General features: G+C 41.2%; 14 protein-coding genes and 1 other annotated feature. Of the genes, 12 read left to right on the forward strand and 2 right to left on the reverse strand.

The window, feature by feature from the left end; all coding sequences use genetic code 11:
* Positions 1-83: 83 nt before the first annotated feature.
* From V470_03545 to V470_03565, 5 genes are all read left to right on the forward strand, one after another.
* Positions 84-1,343: a chlorohydrolase gene (locus tag V470_03545; protein ID AHZ47511.1), complete on the forward strand. Its 1,260-nt coding sequence runs from the start codon at positions 84-86 to the stop codon at positions 1,341-1,343.
* A 62-nt stretch (positions 1,344-1,405) separates the two neighbouring features.
* Positions 1,406-1,541: a sequence feature (L10 leader), on the forward strand.
* 38 nt (positions 1,542-1,579) lie between these two features.
* Positions 1,580-2,080, forward strand: a complete 501-nt coding sequence (locus V470_03550) for a 50S ribosomal protein L10 (protein ID AHZ47512.1) — start codon at positions 1,580-1,582, stop codon at positions 2,078-2,080.
* 74 nt (positions 2,081-2,154) lie between these two features.
* Positions 2,155-2,523 (forward strand): 50S ribosomal protein L7/L12, encoded by a 369-nt coding sequence (rplL, locus tag V470_03555; protein ID AHZ47513.1) that lies wholly within the window; start codon positions 2,155-2,157, stop codon positions 2,521-2,523.
* Positions 2,524-2,935: 412 nt separating this feature from the next.
* Positions 2,936-3,838 carry a Zn-dependent protease gene (locus tag V470_03560; GenBank protein ID AHZ47514.1) on the forward strand — a complete coding sequence of 301 codons (903 nt, stop codon included), beginning with the start codon at positions 2,936-2,938 and terminating at the stop codon, positions 3,836-3,838.
* 62 nt (positions 3,839-3,900) lie between these two features.
* Entirely contained in the window at positions 3,901-4,269 is a 369-nt protein-coding gene (locus tag V470_03565) for an EXLDI protein (GenBank protein ID AHZ47515.1), read from the forward strand.
* 101 nt (positions 4,270-4,370) lie between these two features.
* Here V470_03565 and V470_03570 read toward each other — a convergent pair whose 3' ends face one another.
* The gene (locus V470_03570) at positions 4,371-4,856 is read right to left on the reverse strand and encodes an acetyltransferase (GenBank protein ID AHZ47516.1); all 486 of its coding nucleotides are present in this window, start codon (positions 4,854-4,856) and stop codon (positions 4,371-4,373) included.
* A 31-nt stretch (positions 4,857-4,887) separates the two neighbouring features.
* Positions 4,888-6,234: a glutamate dehydrogenase gene (locus tag V470_03575; protein ID AHZ47517.1), complete on the reverse strand. Its 1,347-nt coding sequence runs from the start codon at positions 6,232-6,234 to the stop codon at positions 4,888-4,890.
* A 205-nt stretch (positions 6,235-6,439) separates the two neighbouring features.
* Between V470_03575 and V470_03580 the strand changes: the two genes are divergently transcribed.
* The 7 genes from V470_03580 to V470_03610 all read left to right on the forward strand — a co-directional run bounded on the left by V470_03580 (position 6,440) and on the right by V470_03610 (position 12,935).
* On the forward strand, positions 6,440-7,375 hold the full coding sequence (locus V470_03580; protein ID AHZ47518.1) for a dihydroorotate dehydrogenase: 936 nt from the start codon (positions 6,440-6,442) through the stop codon (positions 7,373-7,375).
* A gap of 32 nt (positions 7,376-7,407) precedes the next feature.
* Positions 7,408-8,445 (forward strand): DNA polymerase III subunit delta, encoded by a 1,038-nt coding sequence (locus V470_03585; protein ID AHZ47519.1) that lies wholly within the window; start codon positions 7,408-7,410, stop codon positions 8,443-8,445.
* Positions 8,446-8,514: 69 nt separating this feature from the next.
* Entirely contained in the window at positions 8,515-9,120 is a 606-nt protein-coding gene (locus V470_03590) for a superoxide dismutase (GenBank protein ID AHZ47520.1), read from the forward strand.
* Positions 9,121-9,274: 154 nt separating this feature from the next.
* Positions 9,275-9,805, forward strand: coding sequence for a transcriptional regulator (locus V470_03595; GenBank protein AHZ47521.1), 531 nt, complete (start codon positions 9,275-9,277; stop codon positions 9,803-9,805).
* A 20-nt stretch (positions 9,806-9,825) separates the two neighbouring features.
* Positions 9,826-10,911 carry a ribosomal RNA large subunit methyltransferase N gene (locus tag V470_03600; GenBank protein ID AHZ47522.1) on the forward strand — a complete coding sequence of 362 codons (1,086 nt, stop codon included), beginning with the start codon at positions 9,826-9,828 and terminating at the stop codon, positions 10,909-10,911.
* Position 10,912: 1 nt separating this feature from the next.
* Positions 10,913-11,392 (forward strand): antibiotic resistance protein VanZ, encoded by a 480-nt coding sequence (locus tag V470_03605; protein AHZ47523.1) that lies wholly within the window; start codon positions 10,913-10,915, stop codon positions 11,390-11,392.
* A gap of 1 nt (position 11,393) precedes the next feature.
* Entirely contained in the window at positions 11,394-12,935 is a 1,542-nt protein-coding gene (locus V470_03610) for a heme ABC transporter ATP-binding protein (GenBank protein AHZ47524.1), read from the forward strand.
* Positions 12,936-12,957 lie beyond the last annotated feature (22 nt).

A 12,957-nucleotide genomic window follows, 5' to 3' on the forward strand; every position in this document is an offset into this window, starting at 1 on the left:
AATTATTATGGAAAAAAAGTTGCCTTCGGGTGACTTTTTTGTTACAATAGCTAGAAAAATCAGGGTCTTAGAAGGAGAAAACAATGAAAGTCTATCAGCATGTAAATATCGTGACTTGTGACCAAGATTTCCATGTTTATTTGGATGGTGTCTTAGCCGTTAAGGACTCTCAAATCGTCTATGTCGGCCAAGAGGAGCCAGATATTTTAGAGCAAGCTGAGCAGATTATAGACTATCAGGGAGCCTGGATCATGCCTGGTTTGGTCAATTGCCATACCCATTCTGCTATGACAGGTTTGCGAGGGATTCGGGATGATAGCAATCTCCATGAATGGCTCAATGACTATATCTGGCCAGCAGAAGCAGGCTTTACTCCTGACATGACTACCAAGTCGGTCAAAGAGGCTCTGACGGAGATGCTCCAGTCAGGGACAACAAGCTTCAACGATATGTATAATCCCAATGGTGTGGATATTGAGCAAATTTATCAGGCAGTTAAGGCTTCCAAGATGCGTTGTTATTTCTCACCGACCCTCTTTTCTTCAGAGGCAGAAACAACTGCTGAGACTATAAGTAGAACACGAGCCATTATAGAGGAAATCTTAGGATATGAAAATCCAAATTTCAAAGTTATGGTAGCCCCACATTCTCCCTACAGCTGTAGTAAAGATTTACTGGAAGAAAGCTTAGAAATGGCAAAAGAGCTGAATATTCCTATCCATATTCATGTGGCGGAGACCAAGGAGGAATCAGGAATTATCCTGAAACGCTATGGCAAACGCCCCCTCGCCTTTCTAGAAGAACTAGGTTACTTAGATCATCCGTCTGTCTTTGCTCACGGGGTCGAATTAAACGAGAGAGAAATTGAACGCTTGGCAACTTCTCATGTGGCTATCGCCCATAATCCTATTAGTAACCTCAAACTGGCCTCAGGGATCGCTCCAATCATCCAACTGCAAAAAGCAGGAGTAGCAGTCGGAATTGCGACTGACTCAGTTGCTTCCAATAACAATCTTGATATGTTTGAGGAAGGACGGACCGCAGCTCTCTTACAGAAAATGAAGAGTGGAGATGCCAGCCAGTTTCCAATCGAGATAGCCCTTAAGGCACTGACAATCGAAGGAGCTAAGGTTCTAGGAATGGAAAAGCAGATAGGAAGTCTAGAAGTCGGCAAGCAGGCAGATTTTCTGGTTATTCAACCACAAGGAAAAATCCATCTTCAACCTCAGAAAAATATGCTCTCTCATCTGGTTTATGCAGTCAAATCCAGTGATGTTGATGATGTTTATATCGCTGGAGAACAGGTGGTTAAGCAAGGCAAAGTTTTGACAGTAGAGATTTAAAAAAATTTCAAAAAAAGTTTGCAAAAATCTTGCATTCTTTTTTTGTCTATGCTATACTTATATACGGTTTGAAAAAACTGCCTAAGACAGTAGGGGAGCTCGACTCATAAAGATCCTACCGAGGACAAAACGTATCATGTAAAAAGAAGCGTATTGTACTTTCGTGTCTAGGTTTGGGCGCGTTTTTCTTTTGGAAAAATTCCCCAAGCAAAATAATTACGGAGGTGAACACACTAATGAGTGAAGCAATTATTGCTAAAAAAGCGGAACTAGTTGACGTAGTAGCTGAAAAAATGAAAGCTGCTGCATCTATCGTCGTTGTAGACGCTCGTGGTTTGACAGTTGAGCAAGATACAGTTCTTCGTCGTGAGCTTCGTGGAAGCGAAGTTGAGTATAAAGTCATTAAAAACTCAATCTTGCGTCGTGCAGCTGAAAAAGCTGGTCTTGAAGATCTTGCATCAGTATTTGTTGGACCATCTGCAGTAGCATTTTCTAACGAAGATGTTATCGCACCAGCGAAAATCTTGAACGATTTTGCTAAAAACGCTGAAGCACTTGAAATCAAAGGTGGTGCAATCGAAGGCGCTGTCGCATCTAAAGAAGAAATCGTTGCTCTTGCAACTCTTCCAAACCGCGAAGGACTTCTTTCTATGCTCCTTTCTGTACTTCAAGCGCCAGTGCGCAACGTTGCTCTTGCAGTCAAAGCGGTTGCAGACAACAAAGAAGACGCAGCTTAATCTTAAGCTACGCAGCGTAGCCTAGCTACGGAAAAACTATTATAAAATTAAAAACTTATTTGGAGGAAATAACAATGGCATTGAACATTGAAAACATTATTGCTGAAATTAAAGAAGCTTCAATCCTTGAATTGAACGACCTTGTAAAAGCTATCGAAGAAGAATTTGGTGTAACTGCAGCTGCTCCTGTAGCTGTTGCTGCAGCTGGTGCTGCTGACGCTGGTGCTGCTAAAGATTCATTTGACGTTGAGTTGACAGCTGCTGGTGACAAAAAAGTTGGCGTTATCAAAGTTGTACGTGAAATCACAGGTCTTGGACTTAAAGAAGCTAAAGAACTTGTTGATGGTGCACCAGGTGTCATCAAAGAAGGCGTTCCAACTGCAGAAGCTGAAGAAATCAAAGCTAAATTGGAAGAAGCTGGAGCTTCAGTTACTCTTAAATAATAGAGCAACTACATTAGTAGCTTAAAAAACGTATAAAACCGCTATTCTTAGGAGTAGCGGTTTTTTCTTTTTATCTGTCATGGGGCACAAATGGGGCGAACTAATTATATAGTTTATCTAGGAGACAAACAAGTTTTGAATAATAGGCTTTCCATAAAAAATGATACAAGTTTTTACCATTCAGGATTTATTTTTTTCTGGTATCATCATTCCTATGAACAGTAGAAAAGTAAGTTTTTAATTTATTGATACTCCGGATATTATAATCTCAGTATTAAAGAACTTTATTGAAGGTAATTTTCGAACGGTTTGAGGTAATTTCAATGAAATTTTAATAGATATTTCAATTTTCTTCTTGACTCTGACCTTAGGTAAGGGATTATACTAATAATAGATAAGAAAGGAGATTATTATGCAAATCAATATGATTCGTTCAGATAAAGTTTATCAGGAGATGCTCGAGCTTCCTTTAGAAAAGAGAGAAGGTTGCTTTCGAGCTAAAATATTAGCACCTTTTGCAACCAAATACCAAACGCAACACATTCCTCTGAAAGCAAAGTATCCTGGAGGATTTGATGCTCTTTTCCTACTTGGTTTTATGAATCAGTTACCCTCAACTCTCTCAGAAAAGGATAGACCAGCTATCGACTCTCTGAGCTCTGATCAACTCTGGCAGGACTGCCAGGATACCATCAAAAGGAGTATTGGGCTTTTTGAGCAGGCTGGCTATGACTTAGAGGTTGAGGATTACCATTTTACTATTTTATTGGGCAATCCAGAAAAACCTATGCTACAGCTCAATAAGGGTTATAGCGGAGATGGTGGAATTCCAGGATACCTCATGCTTAGTCTGTTACCAAATGACTATACTTTGCCCCGTGTACAGGCGGCGTTGGCCCATGAGTGTAATCACAATGTCCGCTTCCAATTTATCAAATGGAATCAGCAGACGACATTAGCAGACTGGGTAGTCAGTGAAGGATTGGCAGAGTCTTTTGCTGCTGAGCTCTATGGCAAAGATCTCATTGGGCCTTGGGTTACTTCAACCAGTCCAGAGCAGTTAGAAGAGATTAAGCCTATCATCTCCAGTCAGCTTCAGCTAACGGGGATGGCGGAAATGACTCCTTATCTATACGGTGATGAAATCGCGAAGATACAGGGTCAAATTCCGGTTGGTATGCCCTATGCTGCAGGCTATGCTTATGGCTATCATCTGATACAAGCCTATCTGAAAAGGACAGGTAAGAGCATTATTGAGGCCACAGTAACACCGACTGAAGAGATTTTAGAGGCGACTAAAGACTTTTGGAAATGACACTTTTGCTTGCAAATCTGCCAGAGTATGATATAATGTAGGTAATTTCTGGAGGTGACTATATGTACTATAAAAGAGTTGAATTGAAAGTCACAAATCAAGGTATCCATGAGCGTAAGATTTTTCAAGGTGTCAAGATTTTCAGTCGTAGCAAGCTATCCAAAGATCAGAAAAGCATTCTGACGCAGAAGCTTTACCTGACTCCGAAGCAAAACATTGTTTACTATCAACGGACAGATGTCAACTATGATCAGAACTGGCATCATCATAAGGACTATTACGAATTAGCTTATGGTCAGATGGATAGAGAGACGGTTTTTGAAGTTTGCCAAGATTTTGACGAACTAAGTCCTTTCCTGGAGAACGAACTGCTGGAGAAGCTAAAAGAAAAGCAGTCTGCAGGCAAATTTTTTGAAAAATTAGATATATAAAAATCCGGCTGCTTTTATAAGCAGTCGGATTTCTTCTAGTGTGATAGTGCTGAAACAATACCTTTACTATCATAGCATTGGCTACATTAGTATACTGCCATCTATTCATCTGATAAGAGGGATTTTATCATCCAGATATTCATAGCTGGGTGGCCGGCGGCGTTAGAAAGTGGTTCTTGCAGTGATGTGAAACCATAGTGCCGATAGATTGCCACAGCCGTAGCCAGTTCAGTAGAGGTTTCTAGATAAAGCTGTTCATAACCTGCTAGGCGGGCTTCCTGGAATATCCGCTTTATCAACCGGCTGGAATAACCTTTGCCACGGCTATTTTTAGTGACATACAGTTTTTGTAATTCAGCAATCTTATCGGACACTGGTGCAAAGCCACCACAGCCAACCAGCTGTCCTTCATCTTCCAGAACAAAGTAAGCTGCTCTCTCTTGATGTTGATAATAGTAGGCCAAATGATCTAGATGAGAATCAAAGTAGACAGTTCCTGGTTTGTCAAGTCCGAATTCTTCTAGGCTAGCTCGAATGAGTTGCGCTACAGCTGGATTATCTCTCACTTCCATTGGCCGTAAGTTCATCATTTGTCCTCCGATAGGATGTATCGACTAATTAAACAATACCTTGTGCAATCATAGCGTTTGCTACGTTTTCGAAGGCAGCGATATTTGCTCCTGCAAGGTAGTCAGTACCAAGTCCGTATGTTTCAGCAGTTGTTTTAGCTGTGTTGAAGATGTTTGTCATGATGTCTTTGAGGCGTCCATCAACTTCTTCACGTGTCCATGAGAGGCGAAGGCTGTTTTGGCTCATTTCAAGCGCTGATACAGCTACACCACCAGCGTTAGCAGCTTTGGCAGGTCCGTAAAGGATTCCGTTTTCTTTGTAGACTTTAATCGCATCAAGGTCACTAGGCATGTTAGCACCTTCAGATACACAGATAACGCCTTGAGCAACCAAACGTTTAGCTGCTTCACCGTTGATTTCGTTTTGAGTCGCACATGGAAGAGCGATGTCGTAGTTACCAGCGTAAGTCCATACAGAACCTTCATGGTAAGTAGCAGTTGCTTTCTCAGCTGCATACTCAGTCAAACGAGCACGGCGTTTTTCTTTAACATCAACCAAAAGATCGAAGTCAATACCATTTTCATCGATGACATAACCGTTTGAGTCAGATACAGAGATAACAGTCGCACCAAGTTCAGTCGCTTTTTGAAGAGCATATTGAGCTACGTTACCAGAACCTGAAATTACCACTTTCTTACCAGCAAAACTGTTACCATTAGCTTTGAGCATTTCTTCAGTGTAGTAAACCAAACCATAACCAGTTGCTTCTGGACGAATCAAGCTACCACCAAATCCAAGAGGTTTACCAGTCAAGACACCCGCATCAAATTGGTTAAGACGTTTGTATTGTCCATAAAGGTAACCAATTTCACGTCCTCCAACACCGATATCACCAGCAGGTACGTCAAGAGATGGTCCGATGTATTTTTGCAATTCTGTCATAAAGCTTTGGCAGAAGCGCATCACTTCAGCGTCAGTCTTTCCTTTAGGATCGAAGTCTGATCCCCCTTTACCTCCACCGATTGGAAGTCCAGTCAAGACGTTTTTAAAGATTTGTTCGAAGCCGAGGAATTTCAAGATCCCTTGGTTCACAGTTGGGTGGAAACGAAGTCCGCCTTTATATGGTCCAACAGCTGAGTTGAATTGAACACGGTAACCACGGTTGACTTGGACTTTTCCATCACGGTCCACCCAAGGCACACGGAAAGAAATCACGCGCTCAGGCTCAGTGATACGTGCCAAGATGTTTTCTTCGATATACTCGGGATGTTTTTCAAATACAGGTTCCAAAGTGCTGAAGAATTCTTCAACCGCCTGGAGAAATTCAGCCTCATGCCCGTTACGAGCTTTCACAGTTGCAAACACGCTTTGGATATAGTCTTTAGCAGATGTCATATCGTTCTCCTTTTTGTTGTTATATTTTATTACATGAGCCATTATAGCAGAATTTTTTTTGAGTGTAAAGAAAAAAACAGAAATTTTCTAAAAATTCTTTCAATTTACAAAACCGAACGTTTTATATAGAAATTAGTTTCTCAAAGAGAAAATCTTAAAGTATGGTATAATATTAGAAATAAAAGGAATCTGGAGGATCAGAATCATGGTATCAACGAAAACACAAATAGCTGGCTTTGAGTTTGACAATTGCTTGATGAATGCAGCGGGTGTGGCTTGTATGACGATAGAAGAGCTTGAAGGGGTCAAAAACTCAGCAGCGGGTACTTTTGTCACGAAGACAGCGACCTTGGACTTTCGTCAGGGCAATCCTGAGCCACGCTACCAGGATGTTCCACTTGGTTCTATCAACTCCATGGGCTTACCAAATAATGGCTTAGACTACTATCTGGACTATCTTTTGGACTTGCAGGAAAAAGAGCCAAACCGTACTTTCTTCCTTTCCCTAGTCGGCATGTCTCCAGAAGAAACACATACCATCTTGAAAAAAGTTCAAGAGAGTGAATTCAAAGGGCTGACAGAGCTTAATCTTTCTTGTCCAAATGTTCCAGGAAAACCCCAGATTGCCTATGATTTTGAGACAACAGACCGGATTTTGGCAGAAGTATTTGCCTACTTTACCAAACCTCTTGGAATTAAATTACCACCATATTTTGACATTGTTCACTTTGACCAAGCAGCAGCTATTTTCAACAAATATCCGCTTAAGTTTGTCAACTGTGTTAACTCTATCGGAAATGGCCTTTATATAGAAGATGAGTCTGTCGTGATTCGTCCTAAAAATGGTTTTGGTGGCATTGGTGGAGAGTACATCAAACCAACTGCTCTAGCGAATGTACATGCCTTCTACCAACGTCTCAATCCGCAAATTCAAATCATCGGAACTGGTGGTGTTCTAACGGGTCGTGATGCCTTTGAACACATCCTCTGCGGTGCGAGTATGGTGCAAGTAGGGACTACCCTTCACAAAGAAGGCGTCGGTGCTTTTGAACGCATTACCAATGAACTGAAAGCTATTATGGCGGAAAAAGGGTACGAGAACCTAGAAGATTTCCGTGGGAAATTGCGCTATATTGATTAAGTTTAATAAAAAATCAGAAGAAAGGAGAGAAGATGCTAGCCATAGAAGAGAGTCAAAAGGTATCTCTATCAAATTTATCTAGCTTGAATCTATTTACTGGGACAGACCAGGGTCAGTTTGAAGTTATGAAGAGTCAAGTATTGAAACAGATTGGTTATGATCCAGCTGATCTCAACTTTGCTTACTTTGATATGAAAGAAGTAGCTTATAAAGACTTAGAGTTGGAGTTGGTCAGTCTCCCTTTTTTTGCGGATGAGAAAATCGTGATATTAGACCATTTTGTCGATATCACAACAGCCAAGAAACGATTTTTAGCAGATGATGAGCTCAAGTCGTTTGAGGCATACTTTGATAACCCTTCGCCAACAACCAAGTTGTTGATTTTTGCAGAAGGAAAGTTAGATAGTAAAAGACGGCTGGTCAAATTGCTCAAACGAGATGCGACTGTATTTGATGCTATTGAACCTAAAGAACAAGAACTTCGCCAGTATTTCCAAAAATGGAGCCAGACACAAGGTCTGCAGTTTGCAGAAAAGTCTTTTGAAAATCTACTTCTCAAATCCGGATTTCAATTTAGTGAAATCCAGAAAAATCTCCTCTTTTTACAGTCTTATAAGTCAGATGGCGTGATTGAGGAGAAGGACATTGTCGAGGCTATTCCAAAGACTTTGCAAGACAATATTTTCGACTTAACTCAGTTTATCTTGGATAAGAAGATTGATCAGGCCCGTGACTTGGTCAGAGACTTGACCTTGAAAGGGGAGGATGAAATTAAGCTCATAGCTGTCATGTTAGGACAGTTCCGAACCTTTACCCAAGTGAAGATTTTATCAGAGGCTGGTCAGACGGAATCGCAGATTGCAAGTAGTTTAGGTAGTTATCTAGGACGCAATCCTAATCCTTATCAAATCAAGTTTGCATTGAGAGATTCGAGAGGGATTTCCTTGGCATTTCTCAAGCGAGCGATTTCTTATTTGATTGAAACGGACTACCAGATTAAGACAGGTGTCTATGAAAAAGGGTACCTGTTTGAAAAGGCACTTTTACAGATCGCGGCAGAAGCAAACTGAGCAAAAAACTTGAAAAAACAGGATGATTGCGTTATCATTTTTATATAGAAAGAAAAAGAGGTATTACAGATGGCTATTATCTTACCAGATCTTCCATACGCTTACGATGCATTGGAACCATACATCGATGCAGAAACAATGCACTTGCACCATGACAAACACCACCAAACTTATGTCAACAATGCAAATGCTGCTCTTGAAAAACACCCTGAAATTGGTGAAGACCTTGAAGCTTTGCTTGCTGATGTAGATTCTATCCCAGCTGATATCCGTCAAGCACTTATCAACAATGGTGGTGGACACTTGAACCACGCTCTTTTCTGGGAATTGATGACTCCGGAAAAAACAGCTCCATCAGCAGAACTTGCAGCAGCAATCGACGCAACATTTGGTTCATTTGAAGAGTTCCAAGCAGCCTTTACAGCAGCGGCTACAACTCGTTTTGGTTCTGGATGGGCATGGTTGGTTGTCAACAAAGAAGGGAAACTTGAAGTAACTTCAACAGCAAACCAAGACACACCAATCTCAGAAGGTAAAAAACCAATTTTGGGCTTGGACGTTTGGGAACATGCTTACTATGTGAAATACCGCAATGTACGTCCTGACTACATCAAAGCTTTCTTCTCAGTCATTAACTGGAACAAAGTAGACGAGCTTTACGCAGCAGCTAAATAAAAAATATGGAGGGAAGAGTCAATCTTCTCTTTTTAAGGTTATAAAGCAGAAGTCTGACAAAATCGTCAGACTTTTTTCATTTTTATGAGAAACGTGCTAACTGCTAGAAATTATGGTAAAATAGAGTGTTAAGTAATCGTGGAAAAGGAAGACTATGCGTAAAGAAATTGCACCTGAATTATACAACTATAACAAGTTTCCTGGCCCAGAATTTCATGTGAATGGGGATAAGGTTGAGACTGAAGGGATTGCTTTTACCTTGGTTGAAAATATCAAGGATGCCTTCGATGTGACAGTCTTTAATCAACGCTTCTCAGAAGTGTTGACCAAGTTTGATTATGTCGTTGGCGACTGGAGTAATGAACAGCTCCGTCTACGTGGTTTTTACAAAGACGACCGAACAGAGGAAAAAAATGAAAAGATTAGCCGCTTACAGGACTATCTTTTGGAGTACTGTAGTTATGGTTGTGCCTATTTTGTCCTAGAAAATCAAGCACCGAAGCGGGCTTCATTTGACAAGAAAATGCGTAAAAAGGAAGAGGAAAACCTTTCTAGAAGAAGCAAGAAACCTTCGCAAAACAAGAGAAAACCAAATACGGATAAGAGAAATAGACGTCGTCATAAGGATCAAAAGTCTCAGAAAGAGGACAAGGGACAGCGCCATTTTGTCATTCGTCAGAAATAGATAGAGAATAAGGAGAAGAGATGAAACCGTCTATTTATAGTTTAACACGTCAAACCATGCAAGAATGGGTATTAGAACAAGGAGAAAAGAAATTCCGAGCAGATCAAATCTGGGAATGGCTCTACCGTAAACGTGTCCAGTCATTTGAAGAAATGACCAACCTTTCCAAGGATTTGATTGCCAAGCTCAATGAGCAGTTTGTGGTAAATCCATTGAAACAACGCATCGTACAAGAGTCGGCTGACGGTACTGTTAAGTATCTTTTCGAGTTGCCAGATGGGATGTTGATTGAGACAGTACTGATGCGTCAACACTATGGACTGTCAGTCTGTGTGACCACTCAGGTCGGCTGTAATATTGGTTGTACCTTCTGTGCGTCAGGTTTGATCAAGAAGCAACGTGACCTTAATAACGGGGAAATTGTAGCGCAGATCATGCTGGTTCAAAAATATTTTGATGAGCGTGGTCAGGATGAGCGTGTCAGTCATATTGTTGTTATGGGAATTGGTGAACCATTTGATAACTACAACAATGTATTGAATTTTGTTCGTACCATCAATGATGATAAGGGGATGGCTATCGGTGCTCGTCACATCACAGTTTCAACTTCAGGTTTGGCCCACAAAATTCGTGACTTTGCTAATGAAGGCGTACAGGTCAATCTGGCTGTGTCCCTTCACGCACCCAATAATGAATTGCGTTCAAGCATCATGAAAATTAATCGTGCCTTTCCGATTGAAAAACTCTTTGCTGCTATTGAGTACTATATCGAAACAACCAATCGCCGTGTGACCTTTGAATATATCATGCTCAATGAAGTCAATGATGGTGTTGAACAAGCCTTGGAGTTGGCTGAATTGCTCAAGAACATCAAGAAATTGTCTTATGTAAACTTGATTCCCTATAACCCAGTTAGTGAACATGACCAATATAGCCGTAGTCCTAAAGAGCGCGTGATGGCCTTCTATGATACCCTCAAGAAAAAAGGGGTCAACTGTGTTGTTCGTCAAGAACATGGTACAGATATTGATGCAGCTTGTGGACAATTACGCTCTAATACAATGAAACGTGATCGCCAGAAGGCAGTCGCAGCGGTAAATCCATAAAATGACTAAAAAAAGAGAATTAATCTTAAGATTGGGAGTGGCTGTTTACAGTCTATGCATTGTCTGTTTTTGTTTTACTCCCCAGCCTCAACTTCCTACAGGAGTGGAAACTCCAGGTATTCAAACTTTTGGACGCCTGGTTTTTCTTTTAACTCCCTTAAACTCCCTTTGGAATCTAGGTGAAGTAACCAGTTTGGGACAAGTTATTTGGATCTTTTTGCAGAACATTTTAAATGTCTTCTTGCTATTTCCTTTGGTTTTTCAACTGCTCTATCTCTTTCCCTCTCTAAGAAAAACTAAAAGGATTCTTCTTCTCAGTTTTATACTGAGTTTGGGAATCGAGTGCACACAACTAGTTTTAGACTTTTTCTTTGATTTTAATCGGGTCTTTGAGATTGATGATTTGTGGACCAATACCCTGGGAGGCTATTTGGCTTGGCTCCTCTATAAAGGACTACATAAAAACAAGATAAGGAATTAGAATGAGTATTTTAGAAGTTAAAAATTTAAGTCACGGTTTTGGTGACCGTGCAATTTTTGAAGATGTGTCTTTCCGTCTCCTCAAGGGAGAGCATATCGGCTTAGTCGGTGCCAATGGTGAAGGGAAATCAACCTTTATGAGCATTGTGACTGGTAAGATGTTACCAGACGAAGGGAAGGTAGAGTGGTCTAAGTATGTGACTGCTGGCTACCTGGATCAGCATGCTGTGCTAAAGGAAGGTCAAACTGTGCGTGATGTACTCCGTACTGCCTTTGATGAGCTTTTCAAAGCAGAAGCACGTATCAATGACCTCTATATGGAAATGGCAGAAGAGGGCGCAGATATCGATGCGCTGATGGAAGAAGTTGGCGAACTCCAAGACCGTTTGGAGAGTCGTGATTTTTATACTTTAGATGCTAAGATTGATGAAGTAGCGCGTGCTCTTGGTGTCATGGATTATGGTATGGATACGGATGTAACCTCTTTGTCAGGTGGACAAAGAACCAAGGTGCTTTTGGCTAAACTCCTCCTTGAAAAACCAGATATTTTGTTGCTTGACGAGCCAACCAACTACTTGGATGCTGAACACATTGACTGGCTCAAGCGTTATCTCCAAAACTATGAGAATGCCTTTGTCCTTATTTCTCACGATATTCCTTTCCTCAACGACGTAATCAATATCGTCTACCATGTGGAAAATCAACAGTTGACGCGTTACTCTGGTGACTACTACCAGTTCCAAGAAGTCTATGCCATGAAGAAATCTCAGTTGGAAGCAGCCTACGAACGTCAGCAGAAAGAGATTGCGGACCTCAAGGACTTTGTCGCTCGAAACAAAGCGCGTGTTGCAACACGAAATATGGCCATGTCCCGTCAAAAGAAACTTGATAAGATGGATATTATCGAACTGCAAAGTGAGAAGCCAAAACCATCCTTTGATTTCAAACCAGCTCGTACGCCAGGGCGCTTTATATTCCAAGCCAAGGACTTGCAGATTGGTTATGACCGTCCTCTTACCAAGCCTTTAAACCTTACTTTTGAACGCAATCAAAAGGTTGCTATTATCGGGGCCAATGGTATCGGGAAAACAACTCTCTTGAAGTCTCTCTTGGGAATTATCCCACCAATCGCTGGAGAAGTTGAACGCGGTGATTACCTAGAACTTGGCTACTTTGAACAGGAAGTAGAAGGTGGAAATCGTCAAACACCACTAGAGGCTGTCTGGAATGCCTTTCCTGCCCTTAACCAAGCAGAAGTCCGTGCAGCCCTTGCCCGCTGTGGTTTGACGACTAAGCACATTGAAAGCCAAATTCAGGTCTTGTCAGGTGGGGAACAGGCCAAGGTGCGTTTCTGTCTCTTGATGAACCGTGAAAACAACGTCTTAGTGCTGGACGAGCCGACCAACCACTTGGATGTAGATGCCAAGGATGAACTCAAACGCGCTCTCAAAGAATACAAGGGATCGATTCTTATGGTTTGCCACGAACCAGACTTTTATGAAGGCTGGATGGACCAAATCTGGGATTTTAATAAGCTAACATAAATAGTTATAAAAAATCCAAGTC

It is taken from the genome of Streptococcus sp. VT 162, assembly GCA_000688775.2.
Taxonomy (GTDB): domain Bacteria; phylum Bacillota; class Bacilli; order Lactobacillales; family Streptococcaceae; genus Streptococcus.